15 protein-coding genes and 2 pseudogenes are annotated in these 15726 nt (G+C 69.6%); 9 read left to right on the top strand and 8 right to left on the bottom strand.

Annotation, left to right across the window (positions count from 1 at the left end; all coding sequences use genetic code 11):
• Positions 1-832: 832 nt before the first annotated feature.
• Entirely contained in the window at positions 833-1429 is a 597-nt protein-coding gene (locus AQI88_RS38570; protein ID WP_279616600.1) for a Type-2Aa cytolytic delta-endotoxin, read from the bottom strand.
• A 452-nt stretch (positions 1430-1881) separates the two neighbouring features.
• Here AQI88_RS38570 and AQI88_RS38565 point away from each other — a divergent pair, with 452 nt between their 5' ends.
• From AQI88_RS38565 to AQI88_RS38555, 3 genes are all read left to right on the top strand, one after another.
• Positions 1882-2622 carry a DUF6193 family natural product biosynthesis protein gene (locus AQI88_RS38565; RefSeq protein ID WP_067009459.1) on the top strand — a complete coding sequence of 247 codons (741 nt, stop codon included), beginning with the start codon at positions 1882-1884 and terminating at the stop codon, positions 2620-2622.
• Positions 2623-3111: 489 nt separating this feature from the next.
• Positions 3112-3402, top strand: a complete 291-nt coding sequence (locus tag AQI88_RS38560) for an alpha/beta hydrolase (protein ID WP_067009456.1) — start codon at positions 3112-3114, stop codon at positions 3400-3402.
• A gap of 55 nt (positions 3403-3457) precedes the next feature.
• A complete protein-coding gene (locus AQI88_RS38555) occupies positions 3458-3832 on the top strand; it encodes a hypothetical protein (RefSeq protein WP_067009453.1) in 375 nt (124 codons plus the stop codon).
• Positions 3833-3853: 21 nt separating this feature from the next.
• Here the strand turns inward: AQI88_RS38555 and AQI88_RS38550 are convergent, their stop codons facing one another.
• Positions 3854-5116 carry a cytochrome P450 family protein gene (locus tag AQI88_RS38550; RefSeq protein WP_067009449.1) on the bottom strand — a complete coding sequence of 421 codons (1263 nt, stop codon included), beginning with the start codon at positions 5114-5116 and terminating at the stop codon, positions 3854-3856.
• A 609-nt stretch (positions 5117-5725) separates the two neighbouring features.
• Between AQI88_RS38550 and AQI88_RS38545 the strand changes: the two genes are divergently transcribed.
• Positions 5726-6259, top strand: coding sequence for a GNAT family N-acetyltransferase (locus AQI88_RS38545; RefSeq protein ID WP_067009446.1), 534 nt, complete (start codon positions 5726-5728; stop codon positions 6257-6259).
• Positions 6260-6594: 335 nt separating this feature from the next.
• Here the strand turns inward: AQI88_RS38545 and AQI88_RS38540 are convergent, their stop codons facing one another.
• The 4 genes from AQI88_RS38540 to AQI88_RS38525 form a co-directional block, all read right to left on the bottom strand.
• A complete protein-coding gene (locus AQI88_RS38540; protein ID WP_067009443.1) occupies positions 6595-7725 on the bottom strand; it encodes an FAD-dependent oxidoreductase in 1131 nt (376 codons plus the stop codon).
• Positions 7726-8010: 285 nt separating this feature from the next.
• On the bottom strand, positions 8011-8394 hold the full coding sequence (locus AQI88_RS38535; protein WP_159050500.1) for a hypothetical protein: 384 nt from the start codon (positions 8392-8394) through the stop codon (positions 8011-8013).
• Positions 8395-8473: 79 nt separating this feature from the next.
• Positions 8474-9169, bottom strand: coding sequence for a DUF4232 domain-containing protein (locus AQI88_RS44250; RefSeq protein WP_079058087.1), 696 nt, complete (start codon positions 9167-9169; stop codon positions 8474-8476).
• A 362-nt stretch (positions 9170-9531) separates the two neighbouring features.
• Positions 9532-10323: an ATP-grasp domain-containing protein gene (locus AQI88_RS38525; protein ID WP_159050499.1), complete on the bottom strand. Its 792-nt coding sequence runs from the start codon at positions 10321-10323 to the stop codon at positions 9532-9534.
• Between the two features lie 899 nt (positions 10324-11222).
• Here AQI88_RS38525 and AQI88_RS38520 point away from each other — a divergent pair.
• From AQI88_RS38520 to AQI88_RS48205, 3 genes and pseudogenes are all read left to right on the top strand, one after another.
• Complete coding sequence (locus AQI88_RS38520) at positions 11223-11540, top strand: alpha/beta hydrolase (protein WP_067009432.1); 318 nt, start codon at positions 11223-11225, stop codon at positions 11538-11540.
• 620 nt (positions 11541-12160) lie between these two features.
• Positions 12161-12715 carry a GNAT family N-acetyltransferase gene (locus AQI88_RS38510; protein WP_079058089.1) on the top strand — a complete coding sequence of 185 codons (555 nt, stop codon included), beginning with the start codon at positions 12161-12163 and terminating at the stop codon, positions 12713-12715.
• A 138-nt stretch (positions 12716-12853) separates the two neighbouring features.
• A pseudogene (locus AQI88_RS48205) lies at positions 12854-13075 on the top strand (transposase); the annotation flags it as partial.
• A gap of 222 nt (positions 13076-13297) precedes the next feature.
• On the opposite strand, the gene AQI88_RS38505 reads toward AQI88_RS48205, so the two are convergent.
• Positions 13298-14227 carry an AraC family transcriptional regulator gene (locus AQI88_RS38505; RefSeq protein ID WP_067009427.1) on the bottom strand — a complete coding sequence of 310 codons (930 nt, stop codon included), beginning with the start codon at positions 14225-14227 and terminating at the stop codon, positions 13298-13300.
• Between the two features lie 126 nt (positions 14228-14353).
• On the opposite strand from AQI88_RS38505, the gene AQI88_RS38500 reads away from it, so the two are divergent.
• Entirely contained in the window at positions 14354-15121 is a 768-nt protein-coding gene (locus tag AQI88_RS38500) for an MBL fold metallo-hydrolase (RefSeq protein WP_067009425.1), read from the top strand.
• Between the two features lie 210 nt (positions 15122-15331).
• Here AQI88_RS38500 and AQI88_RS49210 read toward each other — a convergent pair.
• Positions 15332-15610: pseudogene (locus AQI88_RS49210) on the bottom strand (TetR-like C-terminal domain-containing protein); the annotation flags it as partial.
• On the opposite strand from AQI88_RS49210, the gene AQI88_RS47215 reads away from it, so the two are divergent.
• A partial coding sequence (locus tag AQI88_RS47215; RefSeq protein ID WP_208616017.1) for a hypothetical protein occupies positions 15541-15726 on the top strand: 186 nt, incomplete at its 3' end. The pseudogene AQI88_RS49210 and the gene AQI88_RS47215 overlap by 70 nt on opposite strands.

The raw sequence follows: 15726 nt of genomic DNA, 5'->3' as shown, positions 1-15726 counted from the left end.
TTCCGCGGGCAACGGTCCAGTGCATCCGCCACCAGGCGGTCCACACCCGCGATCTCTTTCACCTTCTTACCGCCGTCGAACCCCCCACGTCGCGGCCTGGCACCGACGCAGCCGCCTTCATTGACTGTGCGTCGATGATTCCGGCAGCGTGTTCCGGCAGACGGCGCGCGGGATGGCCGGGCCATCCCGTTCGATGAAACTCCATGCGGCATCGGAGTCGTTGGTGATCACGGTGAGAGGCAGGCCCGAGGCCGAGCAGGTCCGCAAGGTCATCGCGGACGGACGGGTGGTACGGCTTCAACCTCTCCGCGGCCCAGCCCCTGGAGCATGTCCCCGTACCGGCCGGCCACTGCACCGAGCAGCATCGTCGCCTGGACGAACTGACCGCGGCGGTCACCCTGACCGACGGCAGCCCCGCCCTGCTGCCCGAGCTGGCACGAGCTGGTGTCACTGGTGGACGTCGGCGCACCGCCGCGACGGCGGACGAAGCCGGGCGCTGGATCGCCCGTCTCGCCGGCCAGTGAATGAACCGCACGGGTGCCTGAGGTGCATCGCATTCGGGGCCGGGGTTACTAGCCACGCTGCTCGGCAGCCATAACCTCCATGACTGCCAGCGGCTGGCGCCGCCGTACACAACAGGGCCTGACCTGCCTGAACCGGATGTGTGCCGCCGCCGCGACGGTCCCAACCCGCAAAGCAGCTGGCACCACCGCACAGCAGTGCGCAATTTCGCGGCCCGGGACGGCGGGCCGTGACTGGTCGTGGGGACCTGTGAGGGAACCGGCCGCAGGAGATACGCGGGGCGGCCCCGAAAAGGGCGCTGCCCGGAGGATCAGGCCACGTTCGTGAGCTTCTGGCGCACGACGATCGCGTTGAGCCGGACCGCGAACGGCGCAGTGTCGGTGAGGCCCAGAGTCCCCACACGGGACTTGCCGAAGCCGACGGTGACGTCGGCGCAGAAGGCAACGGCGTACAGGTACTCGCCGGCTTCCTCGTCCTGGAGGGCGAAGAACAAATCGCGGTAGTAACTCGTGCGGTCCGGCCCCTCCTCGTAGTAAGCCAGTCCCGGTTCGCCCTCCTGCGCCCCGAGACCGGTGAAGGCATCCACGAGGTCGCGCTCGACGGTGTCCCAGAACGACGCCTGCGCCGCCTCGGGCGGGAGCGCCTGGCGGACCGCCTCCTTGAGGGAGAGCGCCATCACCAGGATCGGCGCCTCCTCCTGGAGCCCCCAACCACGGACTACCCTGACGATGTCGCTGTCGGGAAGCATGGCCGCAGCATCACGAATGTGACCGAAGTCGTAGTTGACGGTGGCGGGCGCGATCGCCTCCTGGAAGGCACGCCCCAGGGCGTCCGCTTGGGCAAGATGGGCCTCTCCCACCTCAGTGACTGTCCTGAAACAGGCTGCCAACTTTCCCTCCTTAAACATTTTGTTGCACTGGTGAGGCGTCAGTATGCCGTAGCGGTGCGCCACCGCGACCCACAGGGCGCCGATACGGGAGTACCTGGCGCGGTTCGATGACGCACACCACGCCCGAATGCTCCTGCCGGCCGATCTCATCCCGCCGTCCCCGGGAGGCACCACCGCATGAGTCGGTCAGGACGGCCTAAGTGGGGTCAGTTGGTGCAGGTGTCCAGCATGGACGACTGGGCCGTCTTCTCCTGGTCCGTGGTGGTCAGCTTCCAGACGGAGCATGGTGACTGAGCACGGCAGTTGGCACCTGAGCAGCCCAGTTGGGATCAGAGCACCTTAGCTGGCACCGCGTGGCACTCCGGTACACCTTGATCGGGCGGCCTTATCGCCTTGACGGGAGCCGCCCAGGCCTGTGGCGGGCCGGCCGCCTGCTCCAGGAATCAGCGGCTCTGCCAGAATCAGCGATCGTGCCCATCGCTCCCGATCCTGCCGTGCTATACCCCCACGTCGCGGCCTGCGGCAGCCTCGCCGAAGCGCTCCAGGCTGAAGCGGAAGGCTCCCTCGACGCCGTACTCGTCACGTCTCCAAGCTCCGCTCCGCTGCTCCACGCGACCGTCGCAAGCCTCCTGCCGCACCGTGCGCCGCTGCAGATCAGCGCATGGATGCACGAACGTCGGTGGTCCATTCGCGGCGAGGAACCGTTCCAGAACATGCCGCTGATCGACGGTGAGACGAACGATCTGGCGGAGGTCGCCAAGGCGGTCCGGATGTGGCACGACGGGGCCGCCCTGAACGATATCCGCCGAGCAGCACCCTTCGTCCACCTGACCGGCCGGTTCGAGGTACCCGACCACGACCCCGCATGCCTGACGGAGTCTGAGTGGCAAAGCATGCGCCAGGAGGCGGACGAACTGGCGTACGCCTGGCAGGAGGCATACCAGGCACTGATCGAAGCGGCACACGCCCAGCCGACACTGCGCTCTCTCTACCCCTTCACAAGTCACTGGGCGCTGCGCTTCTCGACCACCACCCGCCCACGTCTGACCGTCGTGGGACCGTGCCTGATGGCGAACAGCGACGGCACATACGGAGTGGGTAAAGGCTTCATCAGCCAGGACCTCGGCCAATTCGCCACAGCACACGAGGCCGTCGCGCTCGCCGTGCGCCACCTGCCGTCCGGCCTCGGCCCGACCACGCTCGGTGGATGACCGACGCAGCAAGCAGCCGGGGCGGCAGCGCCGCAGCCGACTGAGCACGACAGTTTGGGGGTGGTGCCGACTAGATGCGAGGTGAGGGCACCCCGCTGTTACATCGCGGCTGACCTGGATCCTTCCGACTGGGCATGCTCGTCCGTCATCGCTGCTCGCGAAGTAGCGCGCCCCGGAGCCGCAAACTACGGCCGGGCTGACGATCCTCGTGGTGCTGGAGTGACCTCGGACATCGGGCCATCCCCGGGTGGGTGCACTGGCCGGCGCGGGTGCTGATGCTCGCCCTGTGTCAGCTGACCGCCATCACCGTGATCGCCGCTTGGATCAACGGCAGCTACGTACTCCTCCTGGGACGATCTGCTGGGCACCGGGAACGGGCAGGACGCCTCAGCGATGACCGGGCCGAAGCCGGGCCGGGCCCGGTTCACGCCGGGCGCAGACCGCCTACTTCCGCGGCACCCACTCGAAGCTGACCGGCCAGTTGATCGTGTGGACTCCGCCCAGTACCGGGCCCCGGGCGCGCAGTGGAACCGGTTCCCGGTGCTGGTGCTGGTGCTGGTGCACGGCTTACAGGGCTCGCGGCGGATGTGGATCGACCTCGGCGGCATGTCGGACGCGCTGGAGCAGCTCATCGCGCTGGGCGCGGCGCGCCCGTTCAGCCTCGTGATCCCGGAGATCTGCCCCGGCGGGGTGAACACCGACTGCAGCAACACGGCCGCCCGGAAGGTGGCCGACTGGCTCGCGAGGCAGTTGCGCACGCTGCGCGAGCCCGCGGCCTGATGGGCGTGTCGACCGGGAGGGCTGCGCGGCGAAGCTGCCGCTGCAGTACCCGAAGGTGCGCGGGGCCGGTGCGCCCCTGGATCCGGACCCGCTGACCGCGGACCCCGAGGCGCTGCCGGATGCGGTGCTGCGCGGGCGCAACAGCCCCGATGTGGCTGGTCCGGCAGGCGCGAACGCCGACGTCGGGCTGTTCCTGGCCATCTCCGCGCAGGACCGGGACAGCCTGCCGCAGCGGTCGGAGGCGTTCGTCCGGGCCGCAGCGGGCAGCGGGGTCCGTGTCAAGACCCTCATCCGTCCCGCCGACGGCCACAACTTCCAGACCTGGAGCGGTATGTACCTCATCGCGCTGGGCTGGCTGAGCACAGAACGGTCCCCGCCCGCCGCGGGCCGGCAGGGGTCAGCGCTGTCCCCGCCCGCCGCGGGCCGGTAGGGGGCAGCGGGAAAACGCGCCTCAGAGCCGGACCCGGTGCACCGGCCGGACCGGGAGCGCTTCGACGCTGTTGCCGATGAAGCTGCGCTGGCGGGGCAGTTCGGCCTCGGGGACTGCGAGGTCGAGGTCCGGGAAGCGGGTGAAGAGCCGTTCCAGGGCGATCGTGGCCTCCAGGCGGGCTAGCGGGGCGCCCACGCAGTAGTGCACGCCCTGGCCGAAGGAGAGGTGCCGGGCCGCGCCGGGCCGGGTGACGTCGAAGCGGTCGGCGTCCGGGCCGTGGAAGGCCTCGTCGCGCCCGGCGGCGGTGTAGCCGGCGAGGACCGGGGTGCCCTGCGGGATGACGGTGCCGCCGAGGGCCAGGTCGCGGGTGGGGTAGCGGAAGGGGAACCAGCTGACCGGGCCGTCCCAGCGCAGCGTCTCGTCCACCACGTCCGACCAGGTGGCCTTGCCCTCCAGGACCAGCGCCAGCTGGTCGCGGTGGGTGCACAGTGCCCGTACGGCATTGCTGATCAGGTTGAGGGTGGTCTCGTGGCCGGCGACCAGCATCAGGCGCATCGTGCCGATGAGTTCGGCCTCGCTGAGCCGGTCGCCGCCGTCCTCGCGGGCGGCTATCAGGGCGCTGGTCAGGTCGTCGCCAGGGGCGGCCCGGCGGGCGGCCGCGATCGTGCCGAGCAGCTCGACCAGCTCGCGTACGGCGGCCATCACCTCCGCCGGGGTGGTGTCGGTGGCGATGATCACCGTGTAGGTGAGGTCGTGCAGCCGGCCGCGGTGCTCGGGGTCCACGCCGAGCAGCTCGCAGATGACGCTCATCGGGAGCGGGAGCGCGAAGTGGGTGCGCAGGTCCGCGATGCCGTCCGGGTCCTCGGCGGCGGCCCGGCCGAGGTCGTCGAGGAGGCCTGCTGTCAGCTCCTCGATGCGCGGCCGCAGCCGCTCCACCTGGCGGGCGGTGAAGGCGTTGCCGACGAGGGAGCGCAGCCGGCGGTGGTCGGCGCCGTCGGCGGTGTGCATGCCCTGGGCGTTGGCGAAGACCCGTAGCGGCCAGTCCGCGGGGATCGTGCCGTCGTTCAGGGCCGGGCAGTGGCGGGCGTCCTTGGCCACGTCGGGGTGGGAGAGGAACTCCTTGAGCGCGTCGTGCCCCAGGACGACCGCTGCGGGCACCCCGCCGGGCAGGACGATGTCCGCAACGGGCCCCCGGGCCCGCAGGTCGGCGTTCAGGGCGTGCGGGCAGCCGCCGACGGGGTCGACGACGTGGGCGGGCGCGGGAGCGGGGGTAGGGGAGGACAAGCCGGGACTCCTGACCGTATGGACGAATACCGGCCAACAGTGCGGTGCCGAAGGCCGGTTGCACAAGTCCGCCCCGCCGACGCCTCGGCCGAGGGCCCGGTCCGTCCAGCCCACTGACTTCCCAAGCCGGGGACCGTCGACTCCAGCCTCGCCTTCCGTTTTCGGAGCCGGGGTCCGGCGTATCCAGCCTCACCGGCGTCGGAGGCACGGGTCTGGAGCAGCGCCCCAGAAGCCCAGCCGGCTCCGCCGACGCCTGCACGAAGGCGACCACGATCGGCCCGCGCCCACTCCGCGCCACAGCGTTCGACAAGCGGGGATTCTGAGCTCGGCAGGCCACGGAAGCGTGGTCACAACCAACCACTCGTTCAGTGGCCGACCGCAGGGCTCTGCCCGCGATTCCGTGAACGGTCTCGGTGCTGCGGCAGGCTGCCGCCGAATCGGTCTCACCTCGCGACCACGCCGACGAATCGGCACGTCATCGCCCTGCTTCGGCCCGATTCACCCGTCACGGTGTGTGGTGCAGGCGGCTTGATGCATGGCCTCCCGGAGTCGCGGTAAGGTCTGGCGCCGATTACCGATGAGGCCGTTGTCTTCGGCAGGATGAGCGCCATGACCGAGATCCGTACACCCCGTCTCCTCCTCCGTCGCTGGCTTGACGACGACCTCGCGCCCATGGCGGACATCAACGCAGACCCGCGGGTCATGCGCTGGGTCGACGACGGCTCGGTGCGCGACCTGGACCACACGGCAGAGGCCATCGAACAGTGGGAGGAGGAGTGGGACGAGGAAGGCTTTGGACTCTTTGCCGTCGAGCTGCTGGGTTCGGGTGAGCTTGCCGGTTTCACGGGTCTGTCCGTGCCCGAGTTCCTGCCCGAGGTACTGCCCGCTGTGGCGATCAGCTGGCGGCTCGGCTCACAGTTCTGGGGTCAGGGATACGCATCCGAAGCCGCCCATGCCACGCTGGAGTTTGCGCTCCAGGACCGCGGCATCGACCGCGTCATCAGCATTAATCGGATGGGTGACGACGCCTCCGAGAACGTCATCCGCAAGCTCGGCATGGTTCCGCAGCAAGAAACGGTGCACCCGGTGTACGGCTATCCGCTGCGCGTTCACAGCATCGACCTCACCGAGTTCCAGGCGTGAACCGGCCGAGCCGTCGATCATCACAAGCCAGCCGACCACTGTCCATGCATCCCCGGCCGCATTGATCGCCACGGAGTGGACACCCAGGCCACAGATGTTGCATTCATGTTGCTGACCCGTGCTTTCACGGAAGCGCGGCCAGAGCCCCTCGCTGGTTCTGGCCGTGCTGCCGTGAAGGATCCACTCGCCGAAGTACAGACAGACGATGCATCGGCCGTGGCCGTCACGGGAGCCCGGCCAGAATCCCTCAGTTTGGCCTTACGTTCCAGTTACGGGATGGTCGAGACCTGCGTACGAGGGCGGTAAGGAGAGCATCAGTACGGGGCTCGAGTGGCTCATTGGCCCTTCTCCGTGAACAGGTTGATCAGGCCGTGAGCCGTGTTGGCGTCGGAGTCGATCCGGTGGACCTCGACACCTTCAAAAGTGACGACCTCGGCGCTGCGGGGGAACATGGCCTGCTCGTACTCGGTGAGCGCGGCCTCGACGTCGTCGGGGTGCGCGGCGAGGGCCTTGCCGAGTTCCGCGCCGTCGAGCATGGCCAGGTTGGCACCTTCGCCGTTCGGGGCCTGGAGGTGGGCGGCGTCGCCGAGCAGGGTGACCCCCGGCACCCGGTCCCACCGGAGCCCGGTCGGCAGGGCGTGGAGCGAGCGCAGCACGGGCGCGGTGTCGCCGTCGGTGATCAGCGAGGTGAGCTCCGGCGCCCAGCCGTCGAACTCCGCCGCGATGCGCGCGGTCGCCGCCGTGGCATCGGTGAAGTCGATGGCAGCGAACCAGTCCTGCGGCTTGCTGAGCATCACGTAGATGTGCAGGGTGTCGCCGCTCTCCCGGTGGGCGAAGATCTCCTTGCCCGGCGAGGGCGCGATCATCGACCCGCCGCCGACCGTCTTCGCGGCGGCGGGGTGACGGGTGTCGGCCTCGTACAGATAGAACTCGACGCACGACGTACCGGTGTACCCGGGGGTGGCATCGGAGAGCAGCGGCCGCACCCGTGACCAGGCGCCGTCCGCGCCGACCAGCAGGCCGGCGACGAGGGTGCCACCGTCGGCGAACGTCACCTCGTGGCGGCCCTCGCCCAGGGCACGGGTGCTGCTGACCTTGTGCCCCCACCGGACGGTGTCGGCCGGGAGCGATTCGAGCAGGATCCGTCGCAGCTCGCCGCGCATCACCTCGGGGCGTCCGCCCGTGCCGTCGTCGGCCTCTTCGAACAGGACGGTCCCGTCCCGGTCGAGGACCCGCATCGCCTCGCGGCCCTCCAGGACGATGGCGCGGAACTCGTCCATCAGACCGGCCGCCTCGAGGGCGAGCTGCCCGTTGTAGTCGTGGATGTCGAGCATCCCGCCCTGCCTTCGCGCCAACTGGGAGGAATCTGCCTCATAGACCGTGACCGGGATTCCGTGGACGTGCAGAACGCGGGCCAGCGTGAGCCCGCCGAGTCCGGCGCCGATGATCGTGACGGGAGTGTGCATGGTGGCTCCTTCGGGATCGGGCCGCCCGGTGAGCTCCGGCCGGCCGTCTCTGGAAAGGTGTCAGCCCCCGCCGACGAGCCACCTACATCCGACCTACATCCGACCGACAGCCCCCGATATGCGACTGCCACCGCGCATCACTCCCGACGCCTACCTGGAACGGCGTGCAGCTCGGCGTCTGGATCGACCAGAACCGGATAGTTGGCCACTGAGCACGGCAGATGGCCACCCGGTTTCGTGCGAGGCCGTCCCACTCGGCATGCCCGTAGGCTCCGGCCAGCAGCGTCACGCCGTCAGCGCCGCCTCCACATGTGCCAGTTCCTCCTCCGGGTCGACCGTCCGGGACAGTACGTCCAGGTCGTCCCGGCTGTAGCGGGCACTCACGTCTTCGTCCCAGCGTGCGGCGGCGGTCCGCAGCGGCTCGATGGCTTCCACGAGGCGGCCCAGCCGGTGCAGGACGAGTCCGTAGTACCCGGCGGCCTCCGTCCTGTACGCGGAGTCGCCGCCTTGTTCCCAGGCCATGCGGAGCAGCGGTTCCGCCTCGGCGTACGCGCCGCGCTGGGCCTTCAGTTTGCCCGCGAGCATGGCGTTCAGCGGGGACCCGTCAGCGGCCGCGCGCACGTACCAGCGCTCGGCCTCCTGGTAGTCCGGTGGTACTCGGAGAGCCACCCCATCTGGTTGCACGCGTCGTGTCCCGGCCATGGGCCGCACCGGGGTGGTGCGGCGCCCGCGGTCCGCCGACGGACGGTCAGGGCTGGTTGGGCAGGAAGGCCGTAGTGCGGACGACGTCGTCGCACTCCGCGAAGTTGCCGCCGCCATCGCCCATCTCGACCTGGAAGTGGCCGCCGGCGGCCCCAACGACGAGGGAGGGCGGCGCTGCGGGCGTGGCGCCGGAGCGGCAGTATCCGTCGGCTTCGCCCATCACCTGGTGGAAGGTGAGCATCAGATAGGCCCGCCCGCCCGGCGCCAGACGCACGGGGTGAGCGGTGCCCTCAGGGGTCACCTTCAGCGGCCGGCTGCGCGTGGGGTCGCCCTGGCCGGCGACCGCCACGGTGGGGAAGCCCTCGATCACGCAGGCCCGGCTGCCGCTGTTGGCGAAGTTGAGCAGGACGCCGTAGGTGTTGTCCGGGTTCGGCTCGAGGCGGTGCGCCGCGGACGGGGTCAGGGCCCCGACGGCGCACGCGGGTGTGCCGGCCGCAGTGCCGCGCGACGCGGGCAGCGAGGCGGCCGAGCCCGGCTTGGACGCCACACCGGCGGGAACAGCGGACGCGGAGGCACCCCCCGGAGACGCAGCGGACGAAGAGCCGTCGTCGGCCGACCCGGAGGCGGGGGCCGGGGCCGCGCCCGTCGAGCCACCGCCCGACTGGCACGCGGTGAGCAGCAGGCAGCAGGCGAAGAGGGACGTGAGGGTCGCGGCGGATCTTCGCGAGCGGACGATATTCATGGGATAACTCCTGGTCAAACGGCATCCGATGTACCGGTACCCACCATGACGGCTGTCCTGTGCCGTGTGGTTGGCAGCAAGACGGTGCTGTGACACGGAGGTGACGTCAAGGAGATGGTTCGGTCCGGCGTCGGGACGTTCGTACCGTTCGCCACGGACCAGTGGAGCCAGTGAGGAACCGTCAGCGCTGGGCTGCCTGGAGGGCTTCCTGACCCAGGCAAAGCGCACGGCGTCCCGCTGGCCGTATCGCCGTAACGCACATCGAGGCCTCGGCGTCGGTGAACCCTGAGCTTGAGCAAGTACACCACGCTGGTGGCTGCCCATCTTGGGGCGACCGCTGCAAGCCTGTTTCGTCTCCTTGTCTACGCCGCTGGTCCGGGCGGGCCGCGCAGGGTGTCGACCGCTTGAGCGATGAGGCCAGACACAGCTTCGGCCAGGTCGCCGCCGGCTTCCGCGATGAGGTCGGGATACAGGCCGGGAAAGGTGTTCTCGTCGACGATGACGCGAGCGCCGTCGGGGAGGATCATGTCGAAGCCGATAATCTCCGAGCCGAGGGCTTGTTGCGCTCGCATGGCCTGCTTGGCGTGGGCGGGCGGGACCTCGCACAGATCTGCTTCGCCTCCCGCTCCGGCGCCGTCGTACACCTTGACGGCTCCGCGGCCGAATTCCGCCCAGCGGCTGGGGCGTTTGCGGTAGCCGTAGAGGACGGTGCCGTTCACGAGGGTGACCGACCGCCAGTCGGCCGGGTCGTTGTCGTACCGGCGTTCCAGAAGCATGGTGCCATCAGCAGCTGCGGGAGTTGTGCCGGCCAGGTATCCGGCGACGTCTCGCAGGGTGCTGAAGTCGTCGATGAGCAGGACCCCCTGGCCGAAGCATCCCCAGCGCGGCTTGAGTACCGCCCGGCCCCACTGCTCCAGCACGGCTTCGACGGTGGCGGGGGCGTGCGGCTGGAAGAGCACGGTGTCCGCTACCGTCACGCCGGCCCGGCGGAGCGTGAGGTGGGAGCGGTACTTGTCGACGCCGGTGGCGAAGCTGTCCGGGCAGATGACGACCCGCCTGTCCTGGGCGAGGGTGCGCAGTGCCTCCAGATGGAAGCTGTAAGGCTGCGGTCGATCCGGGCATACCAGACGTAGAGGTCGAGGTCGTTCAAGCACCGTCCGTCGTGCAGGTAGACGCGTCCGTTGCGGATGTGCGCCCGGTCGATGTTCAGACCGTGGTGGAACTCCACCCCCTCCAGGGCGGACAACAGGTGCAGACAGCGGTCACGATCGGCGACGGGAAGAGTGCCGCGCGGCTGCCTGCGCAGTACCTCCGAATCACCCATCGGCTCCGTCGCCAGGAAAGTACCCGCCCGCACCACATCACGGCCCACCAAATCCCCCCTCCTCAAGCACTCCGGCTCTCGGTGCATACCCACCACGCCCGCCCGCAGGCATACCGGCGAGGACGCCCCGCCTGATCGGCGGATGCCACGGCGAGGACCGCACGTCACTCGTCGGCCGGGGCACCACTGCTTACGGCCACAGCCCTGCCTAAGTCAGGGCCGACCGTGACGGTCACGCGCACGGTGCGGCGGACGGGCCCCGAGGCAGGGCGGATGCTTGGGGGCCGCCCGAGGTCCCTGCTGTCCTGTCGAGGCAGAGCATGACGACGGTTACGGGCGGCGCCTGGCTTTGCCCTGGGGCAGGACACCTCGATCATCACCGCGGTGAACGCTGGTGCATCGCCAATCCTCCAGCCGTCACAGTGATCGGCAGCGGCCGCGTGCGGGCATCGCCCACCAGAAGGCCGAGTTCGCGCTGCGTGCGTGGGTAGAGCACGCTCATGGTCATAGCTACGCGTCACCACGCGGACCCACAGCGCGTCGCGCTGGTTCTCCCAGGGCTCACCTACACCCCTGCCCGGCCCCTGCTGCACTACGGTGCACGCGTACTGCACTCCCACGGATGGACGGTTCAGGAACTGTGGTGGGAGCCACCCAGCACCGACCAGCTCCAAGACTGGGTGGAGGAGCGCGTCAGGGCGGCACTCGCGGCCGAGACGGCCCGGTGTCATGATCCTCGCGAAGTGCCTGGGCAGCCGGGCCATGCCCGTCGCCGCAGCCGACCGCATAGCAGGGATCTGGCTCACCCCCATGCTGGACATCCCCGAAGTACACCAAGGACTGCGGCAGCAAACCGCCCCCACGCTCATCGTCGGCGGAACGCGCGACCCACACTGGGACAGCTCGACGGCGCACAACAGCGGCCACGAAATCCTGGAACTGGACAACGCGGACCACGGCCTGGAGATCCCCGGCAACGTCCCCGCGTCCCTTCACGTCCTCACGGACGTGATGACCGCCATCAGCACTTTCAGCAGCACCCTGTGACATCGACGTGGCTAGGGTCTGTCCGGCGGATCCTGCGGTCTCACACGGTGGAAAAGGGGCCAGCCGTCCACTTCCACCGACCCCGTCGCGGGAAAATGCCCACGGACCAGGGCCTCGTCGAGCAACGCCCTTACACTGCCCGGCTCGTGGAGATTCAGATACTCCCGGTCCGGCAGGCGCACCACCGCGCCCTCGTCGAAGTAGCCGTCGGCGATGACTCGGTCGGATGCCGGCCGGAACACCAGACGCAGACAAGCCCGGCTTCCGGGACGCCACAGCGTCACCGTGCTACTGCACCCGGGGTAGCCCCGCACACGATCGTGCCGGTGCCCGAAACACCAGCCGTACACCGTGCCGCCCACCATCAGGCGGCGAACCCTGCGCCTGCTCCCCATGGCGGCACTCTAAAGCCATCGCAGCGAGGCCTGCTGCACTCGCAGGCACCGACCATCGTCTTCAGGCTGATGGTGATCCGCCGGACAGCACACATAGGGCCTGTCCGGCGGATCTTTCCGGGTGCGCGCCGCCGGGCATCTAGCCGGGGCGCGGCTTGATGTGGGGAAGAGTCAGACGCCGTTGCCCACGCCGGCCATACGAGGTCGAACCGTGTGGTCGAGAGGATGAGGAGTCGTTCCCTGTCCGATGAGATCACGCTGCGCCCGGTGGCCGCCGACGATCTCGACCTGTTCGAGGGCGAGTTCAACGGGCCGGAGGGAACCGGCCAGTACCAGTGGTTCGGCTTCGGTTCACCAGCTGGCCTGCGCCGGCAGTTCGCGGAGACCGGCCTGCTCAGCCCCGACGGCGGCGTGCTCTCCGTCGCGGAGGCGGGCCGGACGGTGGGCCGGGTCGAGTGGTTCGCCAGCACCTGGGGGCGGCCCGCCACTTCCACCTGCTGGACCCTGGGGATCGGCCTGGTGCCCGCCGCGCGCGGTCGCGGCATAGGCACCCAGGCCCAGCGACTGCTGGCCGAGTACCTCTTCGACCACACCAGGGCCGAACGGCTCCAAGCCTGGACGGACTACGCCAACCTCGCCGAGCAGCGTGCGTTGGAGAAGGCGGGCTTCGTCAGGGAGGGCGTGCTGCGCTCCGCGCAGTGGCGCGGCGGCCAGTGGCACGATCAGGTGATCTTCTCCCTGCTCCGCGCAGAGCGGTCCGGCGGCGAACCAAGACGGTGATCGACGTGACGAGTCTTCAGTTCCTGAGCTGGAGCCTCGTCAGGCACCCTCGCCGAGCGCCTGTCCGAACTGTCCCGCAGTCCCGCCGGGCAACCCCTGTGCAGTGTTCTGGCGATCAGTTGAATCGTTGATAGGACCATGAGATACAGGGGTGATCTGACTGATGCTCAGTGGGAGCGGCTGGAATCGCTTCTGCCGGTAAGCAATGGGCGTTGTGGCAGGTGGCGGTACCGTCGCCAGGTCGTGAACGGGGTGCTGTACCGGATCCGCACGGGCGTGCAGTGGCGTGAGCTACCGGACCGGTACGGGCCGCGGGAGACGGTGCATGAACGGCATCGCCGCCGGTCGGCGCACGCAACGTGGGAGATGCTTCTCCCTCAGATCCAGGCGGAGGGGGACGCGGCAGGTGATATCGACTGGGACATCTCGGTCGACTCAACGTCCGTACGCGCGCACCACCACGCCGCCGGCGCCCATCCTCGACCGTCTTGCTTGCCACGGCAGCAAACACCCTGGCGAAGCGATCCCGGGTTCCTCCTTCTGAGCTGGGGGTTCAGGAAACCGCGGACAGAGCCTTGGTGCTCATGGCAGGTGAAGGTCGGTGCGGTGGCGGCTCGGCGGTGTTCCCCATTGACGCGTGAAGGCCCGGGAGAACGCCGATACCGAGGTGTAGCCGACGCTCCTGGCCACGGCCGGCAGCGCGTCGGCGGTGTCACGGAGGCGTCGGCCGGCCAGTTCCAGGCGCCAGCGGGTGAGGTAGGCCAGTGGCGGCTCGCCGATCAGGTCCGTGAAGCGCCGGGAGAGCGTGGCGCGGGAGACACCGACTCGGTGTGCCAGTTCCTCGACGGTCCAGGGCCGGGCCGGGTCTTCGTGAAGGAGTGAGATCGCAGCAGCGACCTCCGGGTCACGCAGGCCCAGGACCCAGGAGGTGCCGTGCTCGCCCTGATCTGCGGTCCACCGGCGCAGGATGTGGACGAACAGCACGTCGGTCAGCCGGTCGATGACCGTCTGGGAACCGGGCCGGGGTTCAGCAAGTTCGGCTGTGAGCATCCGAAGGGTGTCGGCGAGCTCGCTCCGCTCGGGCGCTTCGCCGTCGGCAGCGGGCAGCACCAGCACCGGTGGGAGGGTGAGCAGCGGGCGGGAGACGCGTCCGTCGAAGCGGTAGCCGCCGCAGACGATCCGGGTACGGGGCCCCGGGCCGGCGATGTGGACCTCCGACTCCCGGTGTCCAGGGCGCGCGGCCACGAGGTCGTCATAGGCAGTCGCCGGGCCGCTCGGGGCGCCGGACATCACGTGGCCGGCGCCGACGGGCAGCAGGACCAGGTCGCCGGTGGCGAGCCGGATCGGCTCGGCCCCTGGACGGCGCAGCCAGCAGGAGCCGTTGATGACGGTGTGGAAGACCGCGATCGGCAGCTTCGGGAACTCGATGCCCCAGGGCGCTGCCACATCGACCCGGGCGAGCACGGTGCCGCCGACCTTGGCTGCGGTGAGGACATCCGCGAGCGCGTCCATGCCAGCAGCGTAGCCGAACACGTGAGACGAACGGCAATGAATGTGCGCATCACAAGCATGGATCAGCTCATTCGGTGTTCGTAGCGTCGAGATGTCCGAACCTGTTCACTCTGAACGGAGTACTCCGTGCCCCGCACGAAGGTCATCCCCCTCCCGCTCCTCGGGAAGCGGAGCGTCAACGCCTACCTGCTCCTCGGCCGCCGACCGGTCGTCGTCGACTCCGGTGTCCCCGGCAGCGGCCGCAAGGTCTACGACCGCGTCGCCGAGCAGGGGGTGGACCCGAACGGCATTTCCATGATCGTCGTCACCCACGGCCACATCGACCACTTCGGCGGAGCCGCCGAACTGAGCCGTCTGACCGGGGCGCCGATCGCCGCGCACGTGGGCGATCTTCGGCAGTACACCAGCGGCCGGGTGCGCGAGCCCTACCTGCCGACCGGGAGGCTGGGCAGGCTTGTGGCCCCGCTTCCGCCTTTCCACGTCCGAACCGAGCCGTTCACACCGCAGGTCCTCGTCCGCGGGGACACGCCGCTGGCGGACTACGGCATCGACGCACGCATCGTCCCCACCCCGGGCCACACCGCCGGGTCGGTGTCAGTCCTCACCGAGACGGGCGACCTCGTCGCGGGAGACCTGATCGCGACACCGCTGCTGGGACTGCTGCCCCGCCGACCCTGGAACCCGCCGTTCCACGACGATCCCCTCGCCAATCTGGCGAGTCTCCGGCGCATGCTCGACCTGGGACCCGAACGGCTGCACGCAGGCCACGGCGGCATGCTGGACCCCGACCGGGTACGTCGGTGGGTGGTGAAGGAGCAGCGACGGCTGGAGCGGCTGGAGGCGAAAGGACGGTTGCGGGTACGCGTGGATGACGCCGTTTCCAGCGATGCCTGAGAGCCCGTCACCGCCCCGCGTCCACCGCCGCCCTCGAAGATCTCTGGACCGGCATCGTGCTTTGCGGGTCGGCCGGAGCGCCGAAACCCGTGGCATTCCAGGGCTGTCGCCCGCTGCGCTCGGGACCGTCGATGCGGGCGGCTGCGGGTGGACACGGGGGCTGGTGTCAGCGGCTCGGGTGGCGGGGGGCACGAGGGCCTGGTCGACGAGTGCAGCGGCGGTGTCGCACGTGATGGGGTCGCCGGTGATCAGGCGGCGGTAGTACAAGGTTGCCGTGAGGAAGGTGGCCGCGGCCTCCGTGTCCGTGTGGCCGGGCAGATCGCCGGTGTCGACGCCGCGGTTGAGGATGCCGAACGAGCCGTCGACACCGCCTCCACCACCAGGGCGCCGAAGGAGCGAACAGCATATCCCCGACCATCTTGCTCGCCACGGCAGAAAACACCCTGCCGAAGCGATCCCGCGTTCCAGCCCGCGACCTGGGGATTTCACGGAACTGCGGACAGAGCCATGAAGAGAACCGGACCTACGCCTCCGACTCGTCCACGTCTTTGCGGACCGTCGTCTCGCTGACCTGGGCCGCCCGCGCGACCGCCCGGATACCGCCG

The sequence above is a fragment of the Streptomyces cellostaticus genome (assembly GCF_001513965.1).
GTDB classification, from domain to species: domain Bacteria; phylum Actinomycetota; class Actinomycetes; order Streptomycetales; family Streptomycetaceae; genus Streptomyces; species Streptomyces cellostaticus.
The sequence above is the reverse complement of the archived record's forward strand: the minus strand, read 5'-3'. Positions and strand labels throughout refer to the sequence as shown.

Coding starts and splice junctions, on each gene's coding strand:
- AQI88_RS38570 (WP_279616600.1), bottom strand. CDS start 1,429: ATGTTTAAGGAGGGAAAGTTGGCAGCCTGTTTCAGGACAGTCACTGAG.
- AQI88_RS38545 (WP_067009446.1), top strand. CDS start 5,726: ATGACCGAGATCCGTACACCCCGTCTCCTCCTCCGTCGCTGGCTTGAC.
- AQI88_RS38540 (WP_067009443.1), bottom strand. CDS start 7,725: ATGCACACTCCCGTCACGATCATCGGCGCCGGACTCGGCGGGCTCACG.
- AQI88_RS44250 (WP_079058087.1), bottom strand. CDS start 9,169: ATGAATATCGTCCGCTCGCGAAGATCCGCCGCGACCCTCACGTCCCTC.
- AQI88_RS38520 (WP_067009432.1), top strand. CDS start 11,223: ATGATCCTCGCGAAGTGCCTGGGCAGCCGGGCCATGCCCGTCGCCGCA.
- AQI88_RS38510 (WP_079058089.1), top strand. CDS start 12,161: ATGAGGAGTCGTTCCCTGTCCGATGAGATCACGCTGCGCCCGGTGGCC.
- AQI88_RS38505 (WP_067009427.1), bottom strand. CDS start 14,227: ATGGACGCGCTCGCGGATGTCCTCACCGCAGCCAAGGTCGGCGGCACC.